This is a genomic window from Dyadobacter beijingensis DSM 21582, from assembly GCF_000382205.1.
GTDB lineage: Bacteria > Bacteroidota > Bacteroidia > Cytophagales > Spirosomataceae > Dyadobacter > Dyadobacter beijingensis.
In genome coordinates, this window is the sequence record NZ_KB907786.1 from 279,190 (window position 1) to 304,727 (window position 25,538).

Below are 25,538 nucleotides of genomic sequence, written 5' to 3' on the forward strand. Positions count from 1 at the left end.
AAGTAATTCTAGGATAAAAGTAAGAACACTGAATTTTGTGTTCCACGACGTAACAGGAATAAAAACCGCGCCAGGCCTGTGAGAGCTAAAATTTTAATTGGTAAAACACGCTTAGTACCAAATGCTTATCAATACAATGAATGTAATTATAGCAAGGGAGGCCTTTTTTGGGAGAATGTTTATTAATTTGAGCATCAATTGGTTACAAAATGAGTGGATGTGGTATTAATAGTATTATTGTGGAAAATGTCGGCAATTGCCGGCGAAAACCGTAAACCGGGCGACATTTTAGGTACTTATCATTTGAGTTGGCGAATGTATTAACTTGCACTTTCGCAAGACATTTTTTGAAATATGGTCACTGTCAACGAGGCAAAACAACGGATTATTGCCAACACGGAGGCGCGCACTGCGACCTGGTTACCACTAGCCGAAGCGGTAGGAAGCGTGCTGGCCGAAGATGTGATAGCGCCTATTGCGCTGCCGCCGTTCCGCCAGTCGTCGATGGACGGTTATGCGCTCATCCACTCCGACATTACGGAAAACGGCATCGCATTGCAGCTCGCCGGTGAATCCAGGGCAGGGCAGGCCGAGTTGCCCGACGTACGGCCGGGTACCTGCGTGCGCATCTTCACAGGCGCGCCCGTTCCCGATAGCGCAACAGCCGTGGTCATGCAGGAGCACACCTCGGTGACCGATGGCCGCGTTACGATCCTGGAATTTCCCGTGGGCGAAGGCAAAAATGTGCGCCGTGCCGGACAGCAGATCGCGAAAGGGGCCGTCGCATTACCGGCGGGTACGCCCGTATCCGCGGGCGCGGTAGGTTTTTTGAAAGGAATGGATATCACCGAGGTCGCTGTGCACTCCAAACCGCGCGTTGGCCTGCTGGTAACCGGCGACGAGCTCCTGAAAGCCGGCGAGCCGCTCGTTCCGGGGAAGATTTACGAATCCAACTCCGACATGCTCAAAGCCGCGTTAGGCCAGACCGGTATCGGTGAAGTGACGGTGAGCTACGCCTCCGACGAGCTGGAGGCGACCATTGAAGCATTGGGCAAATTGCTCGAAACGCACGACGTGGTGCTGGCTTCCGGGGGGATTTCTGTCGGGGATTATGACTTCGTCGGAAAGGCTCTGGAAGCGCTGGGAGCGGAGACGGTGTTTTATAAAGTGCGCCAAAAGCCCGGCAAGCCACTTTTGTTTGGTAAAAAGGGTGATAAACTAATTTTTGCATTGCCCGGTAACCCGGCGTCGTCGCTCGTTTGCTATTATGAATATGTGCTGCCGGCATTGCGAAAAACAATGGGCGCAAGAGAACCGTTTTTACGCTCGGTGAAACTGCCGATCCGCCATGCGTACCGTTTCGACGGTGAGCGCGACGAGTTCCTGAAAGCGCGGGTCGAAGGAAAGGAAGTCGTGTCGCTGGATGGGCAGGAGTCGTTTGTGATCGGCTCGTTTGCCGTTGCGAACGCGCTTATTTATTTGCCCGTTGGACAAAACCAGGTGGCAGCGGGCGATCTGGTGGAAGTACATTTGCTGCCCGTCTGAACCCGAAGTACATCCTGCGGGTTATTGGGATGAATTGACCATCAAATCAATGAGTTTTCAAGTTAAATATTTCGGAATGCTGGCCGAGATCGCCGGGCTGTCCGACGAGCTTTGGAATGCAGGCGGCAGCATGACCGTCGGCCAGTTTCGTGCGCAGGTGCTGGACAAATACCCGGCCATGCGTGATAAGAAGTTCAAAATAGCGGTGAACCAGCGCATTTTGGACGATTTTGTGTCCATTGAAACCCCGGCGGAAATTGCATTGCTGCCGCCATTTGCAGGAGGATAACCGGAGACCCATGGAAAAGGTACATAAACCCAAAAAAGTATTTGTGCAGGGACCTATCAGCCCTGATTTTGTTGCAAAATCGATTGCCAGCCATCAGTCCAAAACAGGCATCGGCGCGCACGCCATTTTCCTCGGCCAGATCCGCGCCGACCAGAAAGAAGGCGGCGTCGTCACGGGGATCGATTATACGGCCTACGAAGAAATGGCCGAACAGGCGTTCCATGACATCCGCGAAGCCGCTTTTGCCAGGTTCGAACTGACCTGCATGCACATTTACCACAGCCTGGGCCTCGTCCCGACAGGTGAAATCAGTCTGTTTGTATTCGTATCGTCCCCGCACCGCCGGGCCGCTTTCGAAGCATCGGAATATATTGTGGAGGAAATTAAAGCCAAAGTGCCCATTTTCGGCAAGGAGCTTACCGGCGATTCGGGGCATGTTTGGAAAGAAAATACTTAGTTTATTATAAATGGTTGATATCACGCATAAAACCAATACACTTCGTATTGCTACCGCGCAGGCTACCGTGCAGGTGAGCAAGCAGGAAACGGTGGAGGCGATACAAAACCGGACGGTGCCGAAAGGAGATGTCTTTGAAATGGCCAAGGCGGCGGGGTTTCTGGCGGTGAAAAAAACACCGGACCTGCTACCCGATTGCCACCCGATTCCGGTTGAATACACCGGCGTGCAGTACCGGATCGAGGATTTGACGATCGTGATTGAATTGACGGTCAAGACGATATACAAAACGGGTGTGGAGGTAGAAGCGATGCACGGCGCGTCGGTAGTGGCATTGACGATGTACGACATGCTGAAACCGATCGATAAGGGCGTCGAGATACGGAATATCCGTTTGCTGGAAAAGAAAGGCGGCAAAAGCGATCGCAAACCGGCTCCGGAAGGGTTGAAAGTAGGGGTTGTAGTCTGCTCCGACAGCATTTCAAAAGGCATCGGAGAAGATAAATCAGGTAAAAAGATCATAGAAAAACTGGCGGCTTTCAAGCTGGAAGTAAGCGATTACAGCATTGTTGCCGACGATAAGGCGGGTATCCAGGCCAAATTAAAGGCATTGGAAACAGCCGGTTTCAACATGGTACTGCTCACGGGAGGCACCGGATTGTCGCCGCGCGACGTTACGCCGGAAGCGGTATCCGGGCTGCTCGACCGCGAGATCCCGGGCATTGCCGAAACGGCCCGCCAGTACGGACAGGAGCGCATCCCTACGTCGATGCTGTCGAGATCGGCGGCTGGTTTTATCGGTGAAATGCTTGTGATCACGATGCCGGGCAGTACGGGGGGCGTTACCGAATACATCGATGCGCTGTTCCCGCATGTTTTACACGTTTTTAATGTTCTGGAAGGAAAGAGACACGATTAGCGACAAGCGATGGCATTACCGATAGTTGATACATTTGGCCGCAAGCATACTTATCTGCGCATTTCGCTGACAGATAAGTGCAATCTTCGCTGTACCTATTGTATGCCGCAGGAGGATATGCAGTTCATGCCGACCAAATGGCTCATGCAGGCCGATGAGATCGCTTACCTGGCCGGATTGTTCGTGGAAATGGGCGTCGAAAAGATCCGGCTGACCGGGGGAGAGCCGCTCGTACGTAAGGACGCGGGCGACATTATTTCCAGACTTGGCAAATTGGCTCCGTCCCTCACGCTTACCACGAATGCCGTCTACATCGACCAGTTTCTTCCGCAATTGAAAGAAGCCGGGGTTACTTCATTGAACGTCAGTCTCGATACGTTGAAAGAGGAGCGTTTTCAGGCCATTACCAAGCGCGATCATTTCACCAAAACATTGAACCACATCCGCCTGCTGCTGGACGAGGGTTTTGTGGTGAAGGTTAACATGGTGGTTATGCGCGGCACGAACGACGACGAAGTGAACGACTTCGTGCGAATGACACTCGCCGAGCCTAACCTGCACGTGCGGTTTATCGAATTCATGCCGTTTAAAGGCAATCAATGGGACCTTTCCAAAATTGTCTCCTACGCCGACCTGATCGCGAACGTAAGCCAGGAATTTGAATTCCAACCCGTAGCGGGGGAAGTGCACGACACGGCCCGGCGGTTCCGGGTCAATGGCGGCGCCGGGACGTTCGGCATCATCGGGACGGTCACCCACCCATTCTGCGAAGGCTGCAACCGCATTCGCCTCACCGCCGACGGCAAGCTGAAAAACTGCCTGTTCGACACCTCGGAAGTCGATTTGCTTACGCCACTCCGCAAAGGCGACGACATCCGTCCGCTCATTTACACCCATTTCCAAAAGAAACATTTCGCCCACGGCGGCCACGCGAGCTTCACCGAACGCCAGGCCAAAGCCGACTACGAACAAAACCGCGAAATGATCGCGATCGGGGGTTAGTAACCACTCAACCTCATTTTAAACCGTCTGAACTTTGTATGCAACAAAGGCTTTTACGGTTACCTCATTGGTGCAAAATCATTCGGAAACGAGTACCAATCAGCTAACCTTCAGAAGCCATGAGGAACATCTTAAAAACCGCCGCAGCTGCCGCATTCGCATTATTTACATTAGCCGCCCAGGCCGATCCGATCGTTTCGCCGAAAGCGGAATGCAAAAACAACACTTGTGAGAAATTCCGCGTAGGGATGTATCGCGTGCGCGATACGATGTCGATGAATGTGATGATGGAAAAGGAGAAAGGAGAGAAAGTTGCGATACGCCTGCTCGATAGCAAAGGGAATTTGCTGCATGAGGAATTCGTACCCAGGTACGTCACGAAAACGGGCCGTAAACTGAATTTCGAGGAAATGAGCGACGGCGTTTACACCATCGAGATTTCTGACGAATCCGAGAAAATCGTGAAAAGCGTATTCCTGTCAACCAAGGAAGTGCGGGAAGTTAACCGCACGCTCATCGGCTCGAATTGATATCGACCCAAATCATTGTTACGCGTTACAGGAGGCAGCCGCAGCATTCCTGTAACGCCTTCTTTATTGCCTAGCCTCCACTTCTACCGGGCGTGGTTGCAGGTCTGTCAGCAGGAGGTCGTAAATGATTTTACCCCAAATAAATATGCACGGCACTGCTTTCACGACATATGGCCAGAAATACTGGTTCCTGATAAATGGCGGAAAAAGGTCGGTGGGGGACAACGTCGTGAACACAAATGCGAGCACGAGCAGCACGTAGTTCAGCCTGTTCGGCGCCTGCATATAATACCAGACGGCCACGCCCGCAATGGCGATGATGAATGTCGGCGATTCGGCGCGATGGTTGAAAATCACTACCCACACCAGCACCGAGGCGAGTACCAATGCGCGGAAAACGAAGTTGCCATATTGTTTGACACGCAGCAGCGGAAGGCAAAAAAGTGCCATTCCGGCCAGGTTGACGTAGGTTTTATTCACATTGAGCGAAAACCAGATTTTAAGCCAGCCTATCACTGAAAGCCCGTCGGAAAAGTCGCGGTCGGCGGCGAGTAGCTTCCACCAGGTTTTATACAAAACGACAAACTGCGTCGGCGTGACGGCGACAATGGGCAGTATCGTGAGCAGGACCACCCAGGCGGCAGTCGTGTAGGCGAGTTTGAATTTGTTGGGATAAAGCAAGTACAATGCCAGCGCCACGATGCCGAACAGCTTGATGAAAATCGTACAGACAATGCAGAGTGTCCCTAGCCAGTATTTGTCCCTTTCGAGAAAGCCGAATGCAAATAGCAGCAAGCCGGCGATCAATGCGTTGCTTTGCTCGTTCTGTGTGGCGGTAAGTAGCTCCACGAGCATGAATGTGATCATCAGTCCCTTCGTGCGCAGGTCGATTCGGGGTAAAAAGTAAACCGAGAAAAAGAGCACCGCCACATTGAGCAAATTCCAGAAAAACAAGCCGACAAATGTGGGCATAATGGAAAATATGCCGAAAACGAGCGCGAAAGCCGGGCTATATTTGAACAAGTCCCAATGCTCGGTGACGTGCCACCGGTAGAGGTTTTTGCCTTCGATCAAATGGAAGAAGGACTGTTTGAAAATGACGTAGTTATTGTAGGTGGTGTAAAGCTGTTTCTGTCCAAAGTCTTTGGGATGGGAGAATACCGATTGCAGCGTAGCGAATGCCGCGATTCCCAAAACAATAAACAACAGTGATCTCTTATTGACCACAAGGCGGTTGAAAGCGTTCATGAACAGGTTTATCCCTAGCGTTGATTTTTTCTCAAAACTAGGGATAATTAGCCATTGGCGCTTTTAATTTTTCTGGTAACCCATCGCTTTCAGCCAGCCTTCCATCGCTGCGGGCCAGTTGGCGAGCGAACCTTTGCCTTCCGTGCGCATGCCGTAGCCGTGGCCGCCTTTAGGGTACAAATGCATTTCGGCCGGTATCTTCTTCTTTTTCAATGCGAGGTAATATTCAATGCTGTTTTCGACGGGTACGCCGGTGTCGTCCTGGGCATGCACGAGGAATGCGGGCGGCGTCTGGTCCGACACCTGCAATTCGTTGGAGTAATATTTCATCAGCTCTTCCGATTTTTCAGGCCCGAGCAGGTTGTCGCGCGAGCCGCCGTGCGAAATGGCAGGCTGGAAGGAGATCACGGGATAAATGAGGATCGAGAAATTGGGTTTGCCGTCGGCAGAAGCTTTGGCACCCATATTATGATGGGTGGAGAGCGTCGCCGCGAGGTGCCCCCCCGCCGAAAAGCCCATCACGCCGATCTTGTTCACATCGATATTCCATTTCGAAGCATTCTGGCGGATCAGTTTCATGCCTTGCATAGCGTCCATCAGCGGTACCTCGTGCTGGTGCGTCATCGCCTTTTCGTTGGGCAGACGGTATTTGAGCACAAATGCGGAAATGCCCCGTTCGTTGAACCATTTAGCAAAATCGCTGCCTTCGTGGGACGCCGCCAAAATGCCGTAGCCTCCACCCGGACAGATCATCACCGCCGCTCCGGTAGCCTTATCTTTCGGTGCAATGTAGGCCGTAATGGTCGGGACGGTGACGCCGCTGATCCGCAGAATGCCCTGCGCATCGGTGACCGACTTTTCTTCCACGTCGCTGGATTTGAAATTGGGGACTTTACCTTCGGGCCAGAGTTTTATTGTTTCTGTTTGTGCCATTGTGGGGACGGATAACGCGAGCAGGCTCAAAACGGTGAGGATACGTGCTGTTTTTTTCATTGATAGTGATCTTTTCCTCGAAAAGACGTCTCTGAATGCAATATACCCTCAAATGGCCGGTAACCATCTTTTTACTTCGAGATTGAGCTGTTCGGGATTGTCCGGCATCACTTTGCAGGTCGAAAGATACTTAAAAGACCTATTTCAAGGCTTCGGCGGGTTGATCATAATGTGCGCCCGGTGCGTGCCGGGGTCCATGATCCACGGCATGCCGGGGACGTCCGGTTTCAACGGCAGGCCGGTACTTTCGGCTGTCGCGAACGGAATGTATACCACATAGCGCAAGTAGCCGTTTTTGAGCGCGCCCGTTGCGGCGTCGTAGTTATCTTTTGAACCTGATAGTACGTACAATGTCGAGGATTGCTTCGGCATTTTGAGCGTGCCGCCCTTCACCTCTTTTTCACGGATATCGAATATTTCTTTCGCATTCCTGCCTTCTTTGGCAAGTACCCGGCCGCGCTCCATAAACGGGTCGAGCTCAGCGAGGTAGCACGATACGCCAATGTCCTCTTTCTTCGGGTCGTCGGCCAGGCAGACGAAGTCGTTGCTGCCTTCGCGTAACACCTTGAATGTGCCGTCGGAAGCATAACCGTAAACCTTCGCGCCGGCCTGCTTGTCGGAAGGGGCGGCCATCACGGCGGTCTTGATCTGGATGTCGGGTGAAGGGATCGTCTGCGCCGAAATTTCAGCAGCCATACAAAGCGCCAGGCAGGAAAAAAAAGTCTTTTTCATGATAGTAAATATAAGTCGGTGGTCTCTTATACACTTAATTAAATTTATTATTGTAAAAATGACACGTTTAGGGTTTTGGATCGTGTAACACTTTATGATTCAAGGCCTGAGAGCGCTCGATTTACCCTATGAACTTCAAAAAATCGCTCTTCCTCTTTCCCGCCGGATGCCTGCTGGCTGGTCTGATGGTCGCCTCTTACCAGCGTTCCAACCCGAGCACGCTCGACGCCGCAACGGCCGATACGCTCTACAAGGACCTCACCGACGCGCAGAAAAGGTCGTCGCGCTATGCCGTAGCCGGCCTTACCGTGACCAACGGCCTGGAAGCAAACCTGTTTGCTTCGGAGCCGACGATCACCAACCCGACGAATATCGACGTCGACCACCTGGGTCGGGTATGGGTTTGCGAAGCTTACAACTACCGGCCGAAAATTAATGGTAACCCGACGAAAGACGTGGGCGACCGCATTATGGTACTGGAAGATACCAACGGCGACGGCAAGTCCGATAAGTCGACCGTCTTTTATCAGGGGGCGGAAATCAATGCGCCGCTGGGCGTTTGGGTGATGGGCAACAAGGTGATCGTTTCGCAAAGCCCGTACGTGTGGCTTTTCACGGACGAGGACGGCGATTTGAAAGCAGATAAAAAGGAGGTCATCTTCGAAGGCATCGGCGGAGATCAGCACGACCACGGGATGCATGCATTCGTATTCGGGCCGGACGGAAAGTTGTATTTCAATTTCGGAAACGAAGGCGGGCAGCTGCTCGATGGTAAGGGTAACCCGGTCGCAGGTAAAGACGGCAAGCCTATCGATTTCAAGAAGTTAAAACAGGGAATGGTATTCCGCTGCGATCCTGATTTTACCAATATTGAAGTTTTGGGAAACAATTTCCGTAACAATTTCGAAGTGGCCGTCGACAGCTACGGCACCATGTGGCAGTCGGACAATGACGACGACGGAAACAAAGGCGTGCGGATCAACTACGTAATGCAATACGGCAACTACGGCTACACCGACGAAATGACCGGTGCCGGCTGGCGCGCGAACCGTACCAATATCGAGGATTCGATCCCGTACCGCCACTGGCATTTGAACGATCCGGGTGTAGTGCCGAACCTGCTGCAAACCGGCTCGGGCTCACCGACGGGAATGGTGGTATACGAAGGCAAACTGCTTCCGAAAGAGTTCTGGGGCCAGATGATCCATTGCGAGCCGGGCCACAATGTGGTGCGCTCGTATCCGGTTGAAAAGGCCGGCGCGGGTTACACGGCCAAAATCGTCAATATCGTCGACGGCAAGCGCGACCAATGGTTCCGGCCCTCGGATGTGTGTGTGGCGCCGGATGGCTCGCTGCTGGTATCCGACTGGTACGATCCGGGTGTGGGCGGTCACCAGGCCGGCGACCAGGGTAAGGGCCGCATTTACCGCGTAGCACCTGCCAACACGCCATACCGCATTCCCAAAGCCGATTTTACAACCGTAGCTGGTGCGGTAAATGCGTTACAAAGCCCGAATCTTTCCGTCCGCTACCACGCGTGGAATGCATTGAATGGCTTGGGCGCGAAAGCGGGACCATCGCTGGAAAAGCTTTTTACCAATAAAAATACAGAGCCCCGAATGCGGGCACGTGCGTTGTGGCTGCTTAGCAAATGGCCGTTTACGGCCAAAAAAGCGGTGGATCTGGCCGTGAAAGACGCTAATGCGGACATTCGCATTGCCGGGCTTCGCGCCGCGGGTGAGTCGAAGCATGTGGATTTGATACCTTACCTAAAAACTTTGTCCAAAGACGCCGACGCACAAGTCCGCCGGGAATGTGCATTGCTGCTCCATCACAATGCATCCCCGGAAGCACCGGCATTGTGGGCTACGCTCGCTCAGCAGTACGACGGCAAAGACCGCTGGTACCTCGAAGCGCTGGGTATCGGCGCCGACCGTCAATGGGAGACATTTTTCAAGGCGTGGCTCGACAAAGCGGGTACCAACCCCATCGCTACGCAGGCGGGCAAGGATATTGTGTGGCGGGCACGCGGAAAGGAATCCGTCGACCTGCTCGCCTCGCTTGCCGGTGACCCGACGGTTGACCTGAAAAGCCGTCTGCGCTATTTCCGCGCATTCGATTTCAATTCGGCAGGTCGCGAAAAATCGATGGCGTTGCTGAAACTCATGAATGGCTCGGGCGCGGACCAGGACAAAGTGAACGAACTCGCCATGCGCCACCTCGACCCGTCTTTCGTGAAACAAAGCCCGGAAGCGATGGCAGCATTGAAGAAGATGCTCGATAAAACGTACGGCACCCAGGCCTACCTCGAACTGGTTGCGAAGTATGAGCTGGCCTCTGAAAACCAGCGGCTTTTGGGGCTGGCTTTGGAGCAATCGTCGAGCCGTATCGGTGCCGGCGCGGCATCGCAGCTCATCAAGCAGGGCGGAACGCAGTTGGTCTGGAATGTGGTGAAAGGTGGTGACGAAAGCAAAACCGCAAATGTGCTGACGGTGCTGAAATCGGTCGGAAGCAAAGACGCGCTCGACCTGCTGAAAACCGTCGCTTCCACCGACAGCTACTCTGAAAACCTGCGAACCATTGCGGCAAAATCGCTGGGCGGTACCATGAGCGGGGAAGACCAGGTGCTGGCGTTATTGAAGGAAGGAAAATTGAAAGGTGAAGTGAAAACAGCCGCGGTACAAGGCCTGAGCGGCGCGTGGCGTAAATCGGTGAAGCTGGAAGCCGCCCAATACCTCGACGGGGCCGTAGCCGCCGCCAGCAAGCACCCGGAAGTGAAGCAACTCGTGGGGATGAAAGGGGATATTTCCAAAGGTAAACAGGTATTTACGTCCTATTGCTCGGTCTGCCACCAGGTGAACGGCGAGGGGATGGATTTCGGCCCGAAACTTTCCGAAATCGGCAGTAAGCTGCCGAAGGAAGCCCAGTATGCCGCCATTTTGGATCCTAGCGCGGGTATTGGCTTTGGCTATGAAGGTTTTGAAGTGACTTTCAAAGACGGTACCGCGGTATCGGGCATCGTTTCCAGCAAAACGGAAACCGACCTGATCCTCAAATTCCCCGGCGGCTCCACGCAGGAATACAAAATGTCGCAAGTGAAGTCGATGAAGCAGCTGAAAGATTCGATGATGCCCTCAGGCTTGCAGGACGCGATGAGTACGGAGGAACTGGTGAGTTTGGTGGATTACCTGAGTAATTTGAAGAAGCAATAAAAGTAAAAGAGGAGCCGTCAGGCTCCTCTTTTACTTTTATTGGTGCTGGGATTCTGCGAGTTTCATGGCCTCGAATTCAGCCAGGACTTTTTGTACCTCGAGGCTTGATAGTCTGGATCTTTCCAGCATATGTTCACCGTATTGATGGTACAGCGTTTTTGCACCGTATAATGCCTTTATTATTTGATGCTTCTCCATTCTTTTTAGGTTTATTCGTTCAACATCCTTAACGCCTTTTGAGATTTTCGATATCTTCCTCGAGAGCGTTTAGCCTGTCCAAGTAATGGTTTTGAAGTTGGTTAGTGAGCGCACCGTTTGTCGGGAGACTTTGTATCAAAAGCTTAATCTCTCCTTGCTCAATAATCTTCCCGGTAATCAAATGCCTGATTTTTACTTTCATGAATACTGATAGTGCATGTAAATCGTAACGTAATTTAACCCACCTTTTCCCTCGAAGTCAAGCCACTTCAAATCGCCGAAAGGTTACAATTTCCGGGAATTGCATTTCGTAATTCCCGAAACATCAGGTATTTTTATCACTTCTTTTGAAATTATCTGCATCGTCAAAAATTCGTTTTGAAACAATTTCGTATCGTGAGATCTGCGTGGTGTGCTGCGGTTCTTTTTGCCTCTTTTTCCTTTCAAGGTTTTAGTCAAGTTGCTGATTCATTGGTTGTTGTAAATCCGGATAGCGCCTATGCGGCGTTGTCGGAGACCGAGCGGCGCTTCTCGCGTAACGCCGTCGCGGGGGTGCAGACAGCCGACGGGCTCGAAGCGACGCTCTTCGCTTCGGAACCGAACGTGATCAACCCGATCAATATCGATGTCGACCACCGCGGCCGCGTGTGGGCCTGTGAGGCGTACAATTACCGCCCCAATGTGAACGGCAAATCCGAACTCGGGCAGGGCGACCGCATTGTGATCATGGAAGACAAGGACGGCGACGGCAAGGCCGATGTGACCAAGGTCTTTTACCAGGGCCCGGAACTCAATGCACCGCTGGGGATTTGGGTAATGGGCAACAAGGCGATCGTTTCGCAGAGCCCGTACGTGTGGCTTTTCACCGATACCAATGGCGACGATAAAGCGGATACGAAAGAAATCCTGTTCAAAGGCATCGGCGGTGCGCAGAACGACGCCGGTGTACACGCATTCGTGTTCGGGCCGGACGGAAAATTTTACTTCAACTTCGGTAATGCGGGCCGGCAGCTTGTGGATGGGCAGGACCGGCCGCTGCTCGATAAATACGAAAGGCCGATCGATTTCCGGCAATACAAACAAGGCGTGATCTTCCGCTGTGAGCAGGATTTTACCAAAGTCGAGATCATGGCCGAAAACTTCCGCAATGGCTGGGAAGTGGCTGTGGACAGTTATGGCACCATGTGGCAGTCGGACCAGGAGGAGCCGGGTAACGGGGGCGACCGGGTGTCGTATGTGATGGAAAATGGAAATTTCGGGTATATCGATGAAATGACCGGTGCGAGCTGGCGTCTCAACCGGACCAACCTGGAAGATGAAATCCCGCGCCGCCACTGGCACCAGAATGATCCGGGGGTAGTTCCTGATTTGCTGGAAACCGGTTCAGGTTTTCCAATGGGGATGACGATTTACGAAGGCGAACTGCTGCCGCGCCGCTACTGGGACCAGATATTGCTCGCCGACGCCGGCCAGGGCTACGTAAGCGCATTCCCGGTACAGAATGATGGCGCCGGCTACAAATCCACCGGCATTTTGCCCATTATCGAAGGCAAACGCGATAAATGGTTCCGGCCGACGGACGTTTGCGTGGCGCCCGACGGCTCACTCATCATTTCCGATTGGTACGATCCGGTAATGGGTTCTCATAAAATGAAAGACCGTAGCCGGGGCCGTATTTTCCGCGTCGCGCCGACGGGGGTTGCCTATAAAATCCCCGTTTACGATCTGTCGGTCCCCGAGCAGGCGGTGAAAGCATTGCAGAGCCCCAACTTGTCGCAGCGATACCTGGCCTGGAATGCCTGCGTGAAACATGGATGGGCCGCGGAGCCGTTTTTGGAAGAACTTTTCCGACTCTATAATGGTAACCCCAAGCTCCGTGCCCGGGCATTATGGGTGCTCAACCGGATCGAAGGGTTTAACTACCGGAACCTCGACATAGGCTTCCGCGAGTTGAATCCGAACCTGCGCATTACCGCATTGCGCGCCGTGCGCCAGCGCAACAGCGATCCTACCGAGTACATCAAGCGCCTCACATCCGACAAAGACCCGCAGGTGCGCCGCGAATGCGCATTGGCCATTAACCATAATCATACCTACGAAGCCCTGGACGTGTGGCTGCAACTGGCCAAACAATATAAAGGCAACGACCGCTGGACCGTGGAGGCACTGAGCATCGGCGCTTACGACCAATGGGAGCGCCTTTTCCCGGCCTGGCTGGAAAGACAGGGCCCGAAACCATGGCTGAGCGACGCCGGCAAGGATATTATCTGGCTTGCACGTACGCGGAAGGCCATTCCGTATCTGAGCGAGCTGGCGGCCGATACGTCGGTGAGTTTCAAAAGCCGGCTCCGGTATTTCCGGTCGTTCGACTTTTTTCATGCCGGCTACGAGAAAACGCAAGCTTTGCTGAACGTGCTGAATGTGCCTTCCTCGGACCGTATCGAGGTGAGTAAGCTGGCACTTTTGCATTTGGATAAATCATTTGTCACCAACTCCCAGCAAGGCCTCACCGCCTTGAACAAGCTGCTCGACGAAACCTACGGTACCGAGCATTACATTGATCTCATGACCCGCTACGAACTCGAATCGGAGAACGACCGGCTGCTGAAACTCGCTTTGGACAAATCCGACGAGGTGATCGGCCGCGATGCCGGCGCGCTGCTGCTGGAACAAGGCGGCATTACTTACCTGACCCAGAAACTAGCCGGGATGAACGATGCGAAAAAGTCGGCATTGCTTGCCTCGATACAAACCGTCGGCAGCTCGGAGTCTGTTTACCTGCTGCGTTCGACTGTGCTGAACGGGGGAGAATCGGAGAATGTGCGCAAGAATGCGGCGCGTTACCTGGGTGCAAGCTGGCCGGGCGAGGAGGCTGTGGTAAAGCTGCTGACGGGCAATCAGATCGACGGGGAAGTGAAGGAAGCCGCATTGGAAGGGGTGAAGAACGCATTCCGCGAGGAGATCAAGGTGCAGCTGGCGCCATACCTGCCCAAACCGCCTGTGGAGGAGGTCGCTACCAAGCCCGCGGACGAGCCCAAAAGTGGTAAGAAGGAACGCCGGAAACGGAGAAAAAACCAGTAATACGAAGATTCCGGAGCGATTTTGAGGTATATTTCACGACTGTACATCTTTACATCTGAAACGAAAACATTAAAACATTTATGCTCCGCAGAAATTTTGTAAAATCTACCCTTGGTTTGGCTGGTGCCGCAATCGCAGCAGGAGATGCATTGGGCGCCGCTCCTGCGGCCAAGAACAAGTTTAAGCTCAAATACGCATCGCATTTCGGTATGTTCCAGAACAGCGCCGGAAAGGACGTGATCGACCAGCTTAAATTTATGGCGGATCAAGGGTTTATGGCTTTGGAAGACAATGGCATGATGGGCCGCCCCGTGGAGCAGCAGGAAGCCATTGCCAAGGAAATGACCCGCCTGGGTATGGAAATGGGCGTGTTTGTGGTGGATAAAGGCGGTAATGGCGCAAATACATTAGCAGCCGGTAAAAAAGAATATATCGACATTTTCCTCAATGGCTGTAAAAAAGCGGTAGAGGTCGCCAAGCGCGTGAATGCGAAATGGATGACCGTCGTGCCCGGCGATTTTGAAAGAAATATCCCGATCGGCGTGCAAACCGGGAATGTCATCGACGCATTGCGCCGTGGTGCCGAAATCCTCGAACCGCACGGCCTGGTCATGGTGCTGGAACCGCTCAGCGATTCGCCCAACCTGTTCCTTCGAACTTCCGATCAGACGTACGAAATCTGCCGCGGCGTGAACAGCAAGTCGTGCAAAATCCTGTACGATATTTACCACATGCAGAAAAACGAGGGGCGCCTGATCTACAACATCGATCAGACTTGGAGCGAAATCGACTATTTCCAGATCGGCGACGAACCAGGCCGGAAAGAGCCTACAACGGGTGAAATCAACTACAAAAACGTGTTCAAATACATCTACGACCGCAGCAAAAAAGAAGGCAAGTCGTTCATTATGGGTATGGAGCACGGCAATTCAAAACAAGGCAAAGAAGGAGAAGAGGCGCTGATCAAGGCGTATGTGGAGAGTGATAATTTTCAGATATAAAGGAGCTGTAAGGCCTGTAAGCGTTGGGCTATAAGCTTTAAGCTACATGCTTTTGGTATTAGATTTTAACACAAAAAACCGGGACCATACAGTTCCGGTTTTTTGCTTAAAGCCTAACGCTTACAGCTTAAAGCCTAATGCTTAAAGCCTAACGCGTACAGCTTAACGCCCTTAAAGTACCACTACTGAATTCTCAGTCGCATCTACGCCCGCAGGAACATATTTGTCTGCTGCCCAGTCGTTTTCCCATTTGTCCCCGTCGAGGATATAACGGAACTGGTATTCGCCCGCGCCCAATTCCAGGCTGGTTTTGAAAGAGCCGTCTTTTTGTTTTTTCAATGCAATGGCTTCTTCCGGGTTCCAGCCATTGAACTCACCTACGAGGGCAACTTTCTTCACTTCTGACGCCGCCTCAGCAGGAACGGTAAACGTTACTTTGTAAACAGATTTACTTTTTACAAACTGTTTTGTTAATGCCATAATGGGTAGTGTTAATTGGTTGATGGCTCAAAGATACAATCAAAAAATATTCAAATCAATGAATATCAATGCGCTAAATGCTATTGATCTTTGAAAAGTTATATAATAACCTATTAGGCGACATTTTTTGCATGTCGTCCCGCCACCTTATCGCAACGTGTAACGCATGCCTAAAAATGCCCTGATGCCCTGGTTGGGCGCAAAAACATACGACGGATCGAAGGTCAGCCGGTAGGGGTTATCAGGTGTCGCAATCACCTGTCCCTGATCGTCGAATTTTACGTTTTTGTCGAACGGATCGTTTGCGCGGGCGATCGAGTTCGCGGGTGGGGTGAAGTTGAGCAGGTTCTTGACACCCCCATAAATTTCCAGTCCATTATCAAATTTTTTGGTCATCTGGATGTTCTGCAAAGACCATACCGGCGAGTTAGCGGCACGGGGGTCGTCCTCGCTCAGGACCGGCAGGCGCATCGGGCCGTAAATGTTGCCCGTGTAGTCGAATGAAATGCCCGCTTTCTCGATTTCATACGATACCGACCACGTTCCGGTGAATTTTTCGGTCAGTACCGGCCTGAAACGCACACCGTTTTCTTTCTGGAAGTTGTCCATAAAAGTACCGCCGGCGATGATTTTCAGCGGGAATGCGAAGTTGAAATCGAGGTTGAGATTGATGCCCTTGGAAACGGCGTAACCGTCTAGGTTATCGTAAATGATCTGATTCGGATTGGTATCGTAGTCCGGCAGGATCCGGTTGGTGAAATGCGTATAGAAAGCCGACGCGTCGATGCCGATGAATGAATTGCCGGTCACGACCTTCTTCACGAAATTGATGTTCGCATTCCAGCTTTGCTCCGGTTTCAATGCCTCCTTCAAAATCACCTCGCGAGAGCCGGTCAATGCCGCGTGATCCTCGGTGAAGAGGTTCACGATCCGGAAGCCGCGACCGATGTTCAGCCGCACCACATCGGTTTGGTTGAATTTGTATTTGTAAGCGGCACGCGGCGTGAAAATGCTCCCGTGGCGGCTGTTATAGTCATACCTCGCGCCAAGCAATACCGAATGCCGTCCGCTTTTGATCTCGTCCTGAATGAATATGCCCGGCAAATAGATCTTATCGGCATGGTCCTGGCCATCGGCGTAGCGCGTGGCCGGGGTGTTGTCATTATAAAAAGTATAGCGGAACGGCGTCCCCATCAGCAGGCTGTGCTTGCCGATCTCCTTGTCCCACAAAAACTGCGCGAATGCGATTTTCTGGTCGGCATTGAACGGTACATGCCCGTAAGCCGAGTTCTGATTGTGCGAGCTGAAAGAGTATTGCAGGGTAACTTTTTCGCTCAGCGGCAGCTGGTAGTTACCCAGCAATTCGAAACGTTTGGTATAAATGCTCTCGCCATATACTTCGTCGCCGCCGCGGTAGGAGCGGTTCCACTGCATTTGCCCGCCCCAGCGGTCTTCGTAGTAGTAGCGCGCGGCAACGTTCGCCTGCCGGTCGTTTTTCAGGTTGAACGACCATTTGTTGAAAACCGAAATGCGCTTTTGCAGCGTCAGGTCGGTGAAGCCGTCCTTATTATTGTCGATGGGGTTCTGGTAATTGAAGTAATTGATCCCCAGTAATGAACTGCTTTTTTCGCCTGGCGTAAACTTCACGCCGAGGTCTACATTATAGTCCCGCCAGGTCGTGCTGAAAACGTCGGCCGACAGCAGCGGCGCCTTCGAAGGATTTTTGGTAATAATATTGATCAAACCGCCCACTGCCTCCGAACCGTACAGCGTAGACGCAGGCCCTTTCACGATCTCCACGCGTTCGATCAGGCTGTTGGGAATGCCCGAAAGACCGTATACCGTCGACAGTCCGCTCACCATCGGCATCCCGTCGATCAGTACCATCGTGTAGGGACCTTCGAGGCCATTAATGTGGATATCGCCCGTGTTGCAGACGTTGCAGTTCAGCTGGGGCCGCACGCCGTTGACGTAGCTGAGCCCTTCAAAAATGCTCGGTACGGGGTTTTTGTAAATGAATTTGGAAGTGATAATGTCCACCGGTACAGGGCTGTCGAGCTTGGAGACTTCCTTCATCGTGCCAGTTACCACGACCTCGTTCAGCGCATTGGCGCCTGATTTTAGTACAAAATCCTTCACGATGTTGCGTTCCACCTTCACATTCTTCTCGGTAATGGCCGGCATGGAAACGAAGCTCACCCTAACCGTATACGTACCTTTTGGGATGCCGGTAATGCGATAATTTCCGGCAGTGTCGGCAGTGGTGCCGGTTTTCAATTCATTGATATATATCGATGCCCCGAATGCGGGATCGGACTGATTTTCCAGCGCGATCTTTCCGGACAACGTAAACTGCGCAAATGCATGGTTAGTCAGAAAGCTGAGCAATAGGAGTATGCGTAGTTTCATAGTATGGCCGAATTATAAATTTCCTTTTATCTCAATATAAATTTAGACAAACCTAAAAATAAAACTTGATATATAAAAATTAAAAATTTGGTTACATGAAATCATTTTCAGTGGAAACTATCTTCGGCTTGGTACGGGTTATGCTACATTGAATGCAGATTTACCTATAAACCAATTCAACCCACTATGCTTAAAAGATTTTTGAAGCCCATGAAGCTGCCGGCATCGGTGGATTGGGCGGTGCTGATCCTGCGGGTCGGTGTCTCGTGCATGATGCTCACGCATGGGTACGCGAAACTAACGGGTTTTCTCAGCGGCGACCACTCCTTCGCCGATCCGATCGGGATAGGCGAGGAAGCGTCATATGTGCTCACCATTGCCGCGGAATTCGGTTGTTCCCTGCTGCTGATCCTGGGATTGGGCTCGCGTGCGGCACTGCTGGGACTGATTTTTACGATGCTCGTCGTCGTTTTCATCGTCCACGGCCCCGATCCGATCGATAAGAAAGAGCACGGGCTGTTGTTCCTTTTCGCCTACATCTCATTGTTGCTCACGGGCCCGGGCCGGTTTTCGGTCGATGCGAAACTTTATCGCTAGTATTTCTTGGTGATAAAAACAAAATGCCTTCCTGTTGTTCGGGAAGGCATTTTTGTTGCTACTGCTATTGCGACCATTTGGTCGGCTGGCGGTCCCAGCGATGGGCTTTCATGCGGTTGGCCACGGTGGCATCGAGCGCTGCGCCGTCGCTCACGGCCACATTCGCACGTACGTTCGCGAGCCTGCGCATGCCGGGGATCGTCGTGTGCACATCGGGATTGTTGAGGATGAAGCGCAATGCGAGTTCCGCCATCGTCATACCTGCCGGAATGTCGGCGCGCAATGCTTCGGCATGGTCTACGCTCGCATTCAGGTTTTCAGGCACGAAATAGGTCGAGCGCCAGTCGTCGGCGGGGAAAGTCGTTTCCTTCGTCAACGTGCCGGTGAGCGTACCTTCGTCGAACGGCACGCGGGCGATCACGCCGATGTCTAGCTTCCGGCAAAGGGGGAACAAATTATCTTCCGGCGCCTGGTCGAAAATATTGTAGATCACCTGCACGGCGTCGATCAGCCCTGTTTCGAGGGTTTTCAATGCATTATCCGGCTCCCATCGGTTGATACTGATGCCCCAGGCACCCACTTTCCCTTCTTTGCTGAGCTTCTGAATGGCTTCTTTCCATTCGTCTTCCTGTGCCCACGCATCTTCCCACACGTGGAATTGCAGCAGGTCGATTTGTTCCAGTCCTAGGTTTTGAAGGCTTTTTTCCGTGTATTCGATAATGTAATCGGCCGGGAACACGTCTTTCAACGCGAATTCCGGGCGCGACGGCCACTGGCGGTTTTTAGGCGGGATTTTGGTAGCTGCATAAATTTTCTTGTCGGGATTGCGCTTGATAAGTTCGCCGAGAATGCGCTCGCTCAGCCCTTCGCCGTAGCCCCAGGCCGTATCGAAGAAGTTGACACCCGATTCGACGGCCAGGTCGAGGGAGTCGTCCGTTTCCTTGCGGTCGGAGCCAGTCCAGCCCGCCAGTCCCCACATCCCGTAACCTATTTCGCTGATTTCCCAGCCGGTTCGTCCAAAACGACGTTTTTGCATTGTAATCTGAATTTAGTGTTAGACCATTAAAGAACTCTGCTGCATTTATTTAACCTAGAAAGAATACCTTTGCACGACTTTTTTATTAGTGAGTTTTGTGCCTACCATTCCTCCAAAACAGGGTTTCAGTGAAAGATAAGGGGTTGATTAATGCATTGTTGATGACATTCAAGAGAATTGCCGGGATTGTGTTGGTGATCTGTATTGCCGGTTTGACAAACCAGAGTGAATCTTCCGATAAAATTGCAGAATACTGCCGAACTTTTCATCAGATCCAGATAGATATCCGCGACGGTGCCATCTCGCCCGACTCCGCCCGCGCGGCGTTCGGGGCTGTGATGCGGAATCTCCGCGCCGAGTATAAAAGAGATACCTGCCGGGGCATCGACTCTTCCTATTTCGTTTACCCGGTGCGCGCCTACTCGCCGCGGGAATCCATCGGTTCGCGGGGCCGCGGGTACCGTCCCAACGGCTTCGACCTGTTCGATATGAATGTAACAGGCAGCCACCCGGCCCACGACCTGTTTGTGCGCGACAAGGACCAGGACGTGCTCGACGACCATACCTGGAAGCCGATAGACGTACTGGCATTCACCTCGGGCCTGGTGATAGCCACGGAAACGAGCTGGAAATACGATAGCGAGTACCGCGGCGGTAACTGGATATGGATCTACGACCCCTGCCTCGACGGGCTGTTCTACTATGCCCATAACAATATCGTGGAAGTGCAGCCGGGGCAATGGGTGAATGCCGGCGACAAGATTTCTGAAATGGGGAGGAGCGGCTACAATGCCTACCAGAAGCGCTCCCCCACGCATTTGCACCTGATGTACCTGCACCTGGACGCCGACGGCCTGCCGATGCCGGAAAATACCTACGAATGGCTTAAACAAGCCGCAGTGAAGGGTTCTTTGGAGGGCGAGTGATAGGGAATGAAGTAGATATTCAATATATTGTGCTTCACTCCATTACTATTCCTTAACAGAACTTTTATGAACAATCGCCGTTCCTTCTTCCGAAAGAGTGCCGCTTTGGGTATGGGCGCTTTCGGGATCAACAGCCTTTTCAACCAGCTCCACGCGGAGCATTTCCTGGAAGCGGAAGCCCGCTGGGACCCGTTCAGCGAAAGCAATGAAGAATACTGGTCGGTGATCCAGGATGCCTACACCGCCAGCAAAAGCGAGGTGATTATCCTCAACAATGGCGGCGTATCGCCATCACCGATCGTGGTGCAGGAAGCTTTGGACAAATACAACAAAGCCGCCGCACAGGGTCCTTCCTATTACATGTGGCGCATCATGGACAAAGGCCGCGAGCCGCTCCGCCAGCGCCTGGCCAAACTCGCCGGCGCCGATGCCGAAGAAATCGCGATCAACCGCAATGCGACCGAGGCGTTGAACACGATCATTTTCGGACTACCGCTGGAAAAAGGCGACGAGGTGATCGGTACCTTGCAGGATTACCCGAATATGGTACAGGCCTACAAACAGCGCCAGATGCGGGACGGTATCGTGTACAAGCAGCTTTCCTTCGATTTTCCCATCGAAAACAAGGAACAAATCGTAAAAGCATACGCCGACGCGATCACGCCGCGGACCAAAATCATCCACGTTACCCACATTATCAATTGGGTAGGGCAGATTATGCCGGTGAAAGAGATTTCGCAAATGGCACATGCCAAAGGCATCGAGGTCGTGTGCGACGGTGCGCATACATTCGGATTATTGGATTACAAAATCCCCGAACTTGAATGTGATTACTTTGGTACCAGCCTGCATAAGTTCCTCAGCGCGCCGGTGGGCAGCGGGATGATGTGGATCAAAAAGGATAAAATCGAAAAGATATGGCCGCTGCTTTGCAACAGCGAGCCGAAAAGCGGCAATATCCGTAAGTTTGAAACGCTCGGTACCCGCAGCTTCCCCATCGAGCAGGCCATTGGCGAGGCCATCAATTTCCAGGAGGGCATCGGTAACAAGCGCAAGCAGGACCGCATTCATTATCTGAAAAAATACTGGGCAGAAAAAGCCGCGCAAATCCCGGGCGTGAAAATCCATACTTCACTGAAACCGGAATTCTCGTGCGCGATCGCAGGCGTAAGCATCGAGGGCATGAAACCAGAGGAGCTCGATGGTAAACTGATGAAAGACTATCAGATCCATACCGTGGGTATCAATTGGGAAAACATCCATTGCGTACGCGTGACGCCGCATGTATACACCAAAACGAGCGATCTGGACAAGCTGGTGGGCGCGCTGGAAAAGATTGCCAAGAAAGCATGACCTGCTAAAATAGCAATATGCCACGGGCATGGTCGGGTGGGCAACCGGCCGTGCCCGATTTTTTTTACCGCCTGTAATTCCACACGTTTCGACATCCGGCCAGGCAACCTTTGGCACGATTCCATTCGTCATAGGAAAATTGATACATTACTTTTGATAAATCCTCAACAGAAAACCATTTATATGACACAGTTACGAAAGGGCTCTTTTATCAAAAAGGTAAAAGACATTGGCATGGGGGGCGCGCTGGCGCTGGCCTTGCTGTCCGGTACCGCGCTCGTTTCCTGCTCTTCGAACGAGGACGAATCCGATTACAGTTACGAAGAGACCAGTTACGGAAAGGGAATCCGGTCGTATATCAAGGAAGTGACCCCGGGCGAATTCAAGATCGTGAACGAGGAAAGTGTTCCTTCCGATAGTTCTATGGCGATCGTGTCTTACCTCGACGGCCACAAAGACACGCTGAACCCGATGGCGGCGAAAGCGCTCATCGACGACGAAATCCGCAGAAACCCGCACATGGGCTACCACAGCGGGCTTTCGAGCATGCTGCTGTACGGCGGCATCGGTTATATGCTCGGCCGCAATTCCGGCTATTCCTACATGAACTCCTACCGCGACCGCATGGGCGACGAGCGCAGCCGTTCGTTTTACTCCGGTTCGACGGCCTGGGCAAGCTCGCGTATGGCCGCGCAAAGCGTGGACGCATCCCGTTCGATGCGCACCGTGAAGGCAAGACCATCCGGTGGCCGTAAAGGATTTTTCAGCCGATTCTCAGGCCGCAGCAGCGGCTAAGTTTGAAGTCAGGAGTTCCAGGTTGAGGGTAACATTTAACTCATAGACTTTGAACTCATCAACTCCTCAACTCCTAAAAATGGTAACACTTAAATCACTCCCCAATCCGCCGCAGGCCGCATTGCAGCGGGCAGGCTGGGATTGGGCGCTGGGTACCGACACGACACCCTACGTGGTGAACGACATGGTGATCGTCACCGAGCAACAGGCCGAGAGCTATTACGAAGCGGCCGGTACATTATATGATATGCTGGTCGAAGCAGGCCAGTACGCAATCGATCATGACTTGTTCAGGGAAATGGGCATTCCCCAAAACCTGGTGGAGCTCATCAAGTTGTCCTGGAACGACGATCGCCATATTCATCTTTACGGCCGTTTCGACCTCGCGGGCGGCTTTGGCGACGAGCCTATTAAACTGATCGAATTCAATGCGGATACCGCTACCTGCATTCCCGAAACAGCCGTGGTGCAATGGGCCCATTTGCGGATCAACGGTATGGACGAATCGAGGCAGTTCAATACACTGTTTGAAACGCTCGTAGGCCAGTTTAGTTTCCTCAGGGAACAAAACAGCGATCTTACGCCTTCCATGCTCTTCTCTACCATGCACGACAGCCCGGAAGACGACACGAATGTGACCGTACTGATGGGCGCAGCCAAGGAGGCGGGCTTCGATGTGGAATTTGCTTACGTCGATGACGTGGAGTTTTCGAATGGCGAAGGGATATTTTACCAGGAGCCGGAGCACGGGGAGTTTGTACGGTTCGATTTCTGGTTTAAGCTGGTGCCCTGGGAGTACATCGGCGCCGACGAACCCGAATTGGCCGGCATGTTGACGGAAATCGTCAAAAATCGCAAGGCGGTGGTGCTCAACCCGGCGTATACCTTGTTATTCCAATCCAAATATATACTGAAAGTGCTGTGGGACCTTTATCCGTATCACCCGTTGCTGCTGCAAACGGAACGATACCTGCTGCCGCACAAGAAGTCGGTGAGCAAGGTGCTGCTGGGTCGTGAGGGCGCTAACGTCGCGATCCACGAGAAGGGCGGCGAGGTATTGGAAACCGCGGCCGGCGAGTACGGCGACCAGCCCCGTATTTACCAGGAGTACATCACTTTTCCGACCGACGCCGAGGGGCGGACTTACCAGGCCGGCGTGTTTTTTGCAGGTGAGGCTTGCGGGCTGGGTTTCCGGCGGGGCGGAAAGATCCTCGACAATACGGCACAGTTTGTAGGCCACGTCGTAGATTAGCGGAACGCGATAAGCGAAATGCGTAAATTTACCTGCTTATGAATCAATATGTTACCGATCAATCATTGATCGTGCCGTTCACTAATCGGATTGTTGATATTTACAGCCGACCTGGCATTTTTGTAAAAAGTCAAGCACATCATATTCATCGATCCTTAACACATAAAGAAGTCAGCCATGATTCACGAGAAAATTTTTCAACTAAAAAGCGGAAGGGAGGTCAAGGTAGTCGTTAAAAGTTATTTCCTGCACGACAATCCCCAGCGCGACACGGAATGCGAGATACTGATCCGGGAGCCCAAAGAAAAATACTTCCGCACCCCGATCGGGATCAACCACCCGCAATACTGGAAGATGAAGCGGTCCAGCGCGCAACAGGCCAGGGTACTTTTAATGGAATACAGCGGTATCACGCAGCGGCACATCAATCAAACCATATCAGAATTCAACCGGATCCTAAGCTATCCACCGGCACACATCGGGTTGCAATATGAAAGTGAATTAGTATAGAAGAGGTTAATGAAGACACACTAAACGAAAATTTTCACACACTTGAACCACCGGGCGGCAATGAACATCACAGTTCATTTGTCGCCCGATCCTTTTTCAGGCCATCTGCATATCCAAGGCGCGGGACACCGGATTATGCAATTATTGCTTACCTTTATATAAATGTTTTGGTTTACTAAATTTTGAATTCTTGTTTACATTGAAATGAAGGAAGACTCACTATCGAACAGGGCCTATACTGAATTGCGGAAAAAGATACTGTCGAACCAGCTCACTTCCGGTACGCGGTTGAAAGAGGATGAATGGTCTAAAAAGCTGGATGTGAACCGGATGGCGATCCGTGAGGCGTTGACGCGGCTGCTGGGCGAGCAATTGATCGTACAGGGCGAAAAAGGGGGCTTTTTTGTGAAAACACTTACCCTGGAAGATAGTCATAAAATCCGCGAACTGCGCGAAATACTGGAAGTAGGCGCATTACGGCTGCTGATCCAGAAAATTACTCCCGCGCAGATCACCGAGCTCGACCGCATTTGCGACGATTTCTCCTCCATGGTGGAGCGAGGTTACTTCGGCGGCGCATGTGAAGCAGATGTGAAATTTCACGAAACATTGATTGAATTTGCTGGTAATGAGAAGCTTGTTGACCTTTACCAGGCGAGCAATATCCCCCTATTTCACCAGAAACTGGGTAAAACACAGACCCATATGGATGATTACGAACTTACAGACCAGGAGCATCGCGAAATCGTCACGGGTATTAAAGAAAGTGATATCAAACGTGCCGAGGACGCGTTGCTCCGCCACCTCACCCGCGGGGAAGTAGCCTCGCTCGACCTGGCCTGATGGCCCCAAATTACATCATGCCGCTATTAAAGCCGGTTCTGATCCTACGGAGCCGGCTTTTTTTGTGCCCTTCGGAATTGGCTTCGATGGTCATAACGCCGACGAGTATTTGGCCTGTGCCGGATAGCGC

The 25,538-nt window shown here is 52.2% G+C and carries 22 protein-coding genes; 16 read left to right on the forward strand and 6 right to left on the reverse strand.

Annotation, left to right across the window (positions count from 1 at the left end; all coding sequences use genetic code 11):
* Positions 1-354: 354 nt before the first annotated feature.
* The 6 genes from H144_RS0101120 (at position 355) to H144_RS0101145 (ending at position 4,742) form a co-directional block, all read left to right on the forward strand.
* Entirely contained in the window at positions 355-1,545 is a 1,191-nt protein-coding gene (locus H144_RS0101120; protein ID WP_019940180.1) for a molybdopterin molybdotransferase MoeA, read from the forward strand.
* A 49-nt stretch (positions 1,546-1,594) separates the two neighbouring features.
* Positions 1,595-1,834 carry a MoaD/ThiS family protein gene (locus H144_RS0101125; protein ID WP_019940181.1) on the forward strand — a complete coding sequence of 80 codons (240 nt, stop codon included), beginning with the start codon at positions 1,595-1,597 and terminating at the stop codon, positions 1,832-1,834.
* 10 nt (positions 1,835-1,844) lie between these two features.
* Positions 1,845-2,291 carry a molybdenum cofactor biosynthesis protein MoaE gene (locus H144_RS0101130; RefSeq protein WP_019940182.1) on the forward strand — a complete coding sequence of 149 codons (447 nt, stop codon included), beginning with the start codon at positions 1,845-1,847 and terminating at the stop codon, positions 2,289-2,291.
* A 10-nt stretch (positions 2,292-2,301) separates the two neighbouring features.
* The gene (gene moaCB / locus H144_RS0101135) at positions 2,302-3,210 is read left to right on the forward strand and encodes a bifunctional molybdenum cofactor biosynthesis protein MoaC/MoaB (protein WP_019940183.1); all 909 of its coding nucleotides are present in this window, start codon (positions 2,302-2,304) and stop codon (positions 3,208-3,210) included.
* 9 nt (positions 3,211-3,219) lie between these two features.
* Positions 3,220-4,212 carry a GTP 3',8-cyclase MoaA gene (gene moaA, locus H144_RS0101140; protein ID WP_026350304.1) on the forward strand — a complete coding sequence of 331 codons (993 nt, stop codon included), beginning with the start codon at positions 3,220-3,222 and terminating at the stop codon, positions 4,210-4,212.
* Between the two features lie 119 nt (positions 4,213-4,331).
* Entirely contained in the window at positions 4,332-4,742 is a 411-nt protein-coding gene (locus H144_RS0101145; protein WP_019940185.1) for a T9SS type A sorting domain-containing protein, read from the forward strand.
* Between the two features lie 63 nt (positions 4,743-4,805).
* Here the strand turns inward: H144_RS0101145 and H144_RS0101150 are convergent, their stop codons facing one another.
* The 3 genes from H144_RS0101150 to H144_RS0101160 all read right to left on the reverse strand — a co-directional run bounded on the left by H144_RS0101150 (position 4,806) and on the right by H144_RS0101160 (position 7,715).
* Positions 4,806-5,990, reverse strand: a complete 1,185-nt coding sequence (locus tag H144_RS0101150) for a glycosyltransferase family 87 protein (protein ID WP_019940186.1) — start codon at positions 5,988-5,990, stop codon at positions 4,806-4,808.
* A 63-nt stretch (positions 5,991-6,053) separates the two neighbouring features.
* Positions 6,054-6,983 carry an alpha/beta hydrolase gene (locus tag H144_RS0101155; protein ID WP_019940187.1) on the reverse strand — a complete coding sequence of 310 codons (930 nt, stop codon included), beginning with the start codon at positions 6,981-6,983 and terminating at the stop codon, positions 6,054-6,056.
* Between the two features lie 144 nt (positions 6,984-7,127).
* Positions 7,128-7,715, reverse strand: coding sequence for a hypothetical protein (locus tag H144_RS0101160; RefSeq protein ID WP_019940188.1), 588 nt, complete (start codon positions 7,713-7,715; stop codon positions 7,128-7,130).
* A gap of 128 nt (positions 7,716-7,843) precedes the next feature.
* Between H144_RS0101160 and H144_RS0101165 the strand changes: the two genes are divergently transcribed.
* The 3 genes from H144_RS0101165 (at position 7,844) to H144_RS0101185 (ending at position 15,207) form a co-directional block, all read left to right on the forward strand.
* Complete coding sequence (locus H144_RS0101165; protein ID WP_019940189.1) at positions 7,844-10,927, forward strand: PVC-type heme-binding CxxCH protein; 3,084 nt, start codon at positions 7,844-7,846, stop codon at positions 10,925-10,927.
* A 669-nt stretch (positions 10,928-11,596) separates the two neighbouring features.
* Positions 11,597-14,206, forward strand: a complete 2,610-nt coding sequence (locus H144_RS0101180; protein WP_019940192.1) for a PVC-type heme-binding CxxCH protein — start codon at positions 11,597-11,599, stop codon at positions 14,204-14,206.
* An 80-nt stretch (positions 14,207-14,286) separates the two neighbouring features.
* Entirely contained in the window at positions 14,287-15,207 is a 921-nt protein-coding gene (locus H144_RS0101185) for a hydroxypyruvate isomerase family protein (protein WP_019940193.1), read from the forward strand.
* A gap of 171 nt (positions 15,208-15,378) precedes the next feature.
* Here H144_RS0101185 and H144_RS0101190 read toward each other — a convergent pair whose 3' ends face one another.
* Both H144_RS0101190 and H144_RS0101195 read right to left on the reverse strand, forming a co-directional pair.
* Positions 15,379-15,687, reverse strand: coding sequence for an isoamylase early set domain-containing protein (locus H144_RS0101190; RefSeq protein WP_019940194.1), 309 nt, complete (start codon positions 15,685-15,687; stop codon positions 15,379-15,381).
* A gap of 147 nt (positions 15,688-15,834) precedes the next feature.
* Entirely contained in the window at positions 15,835-18,096 is a 2,262-nt protein-coding gene (locus H144_RS0101195; protein ID WP_019940195.1) for a TonB-dependent receptor, read from the reverse strand.
* A gap of 186 nt (positions 18,097-18,282) precedes the next feature.
* On the opposite strand from H144_RS0101195, the gene H144_RS0101200 reads away from it, so the two are divergent.
* The gene (locus H144_RS0101200) at positions 18,283-18,693 is read left to right on the forward strand and encodes a DoxX family protein (RefSeq protein WP_019940196.1); all 411 of its coding nucleotides are present in this window, start codon (positions 18,283-18,285) and stop codon (positions 18,691-18,693) included.
* A 64-nt stretch (positions 18,694-18,757) separates the two neighbouring features.
* On the opposite strand, the gene H144_RS0101205 is transcribed toward H144_RS0101200, so the two are convergent.
* Positions 18,758-19,729: an aldo/keto reductase gene (locus H144_RS0101205; protein ID WP_019940197.1), complete on the reverse strand. Its 972-nt coding sequence runs from the start codon at positions 19,727-19,729 to the stop codon at positions 18,758-18,760.
* Positions 19,730-19,890: 161 nt separating this feature from the next.
* On the opposite strand from H144_RS0101205, the gene H144_RS0101210 reads away from it, so the two are divergent.
* The 6 genes from H144_RS0101210 (at position 19,891) to H144_RS0101235 (ending at position 25,408) form a co-directional block, all read left to right on the forward strand.
* A complete protein-coding gene (locus H144_RS0101210) occupies positions 19,891-20,655 on the forward strand; it encodes a M23 family metallopeptidase (RefSeq protein ID WP_019940198.1) in 765 nt (254 codons plus the stop codon).
* A gap of 66 nt (positions 20,656-20,721) precedes the next feature.
* Positions 20,722-22,008: an aminotransferase class V-fold PLP-dependent enzyme gene (locus H144_RS0101215; RefSeq protein ID WP_026350305.1), complete on the forward strand. Its 1,287-nt coding sequence runs from the start codon at positions 20,722-20,724 to the stop codon at positions 22,006-22,008.
* Positions 22,009-22,191: 183 nt separating this feature from the next.
* Entirely contained in the window at positions 22,192-22,803 is a 612-nt protein-coding gene (locus H144_RS0101220) for a Cj0371 family chemotaxis-regulating polar lipoprotein (protein WP_019940200.1), read from the forward strand.
* A 79-nt stretch (positions 22,804-22,882) separates the two neighbouring features.
* On the forward strand, positions 22,883-24,055 hold the full coding sequence (locus H144_RS0101225) for a glutathionylspermidine synthase family protein (RefSeq protein ID WP_019940201.1): 1,173 nt from the start codon (positions 22,883-22,885) through the stop codon (positions 24,053-24,055).
* 177 nt (positions 24,056-24,232) lie between these two features.
* The gene (locus tag H144_RS0101230; RefSeq protein ID WP_019940202.1) at positions 24,233-24,565 is read left to right on the forward strand and encodes a hypothetical protein; all 333 of its coding nucleotides are present in this window, start codon (positions 24,233-24,235) and stop codon (positions 24,563-24,565) included.
* Positions 24,566-24,769: 204 nt separating this feature from the next.
* Positions 24,770-25,408 (forward strand): GntR family transcriptional regulator, encoded by a 639-nt coding sequence (locus H144_RS0101235; protein WP_019940203.1) that lies wholly within the window; start codon positions 24,770-24,772, stop codon positions 25,406-25,408.
* Positions 25,409-25,538: the final 130 nt, after the last annotated feature.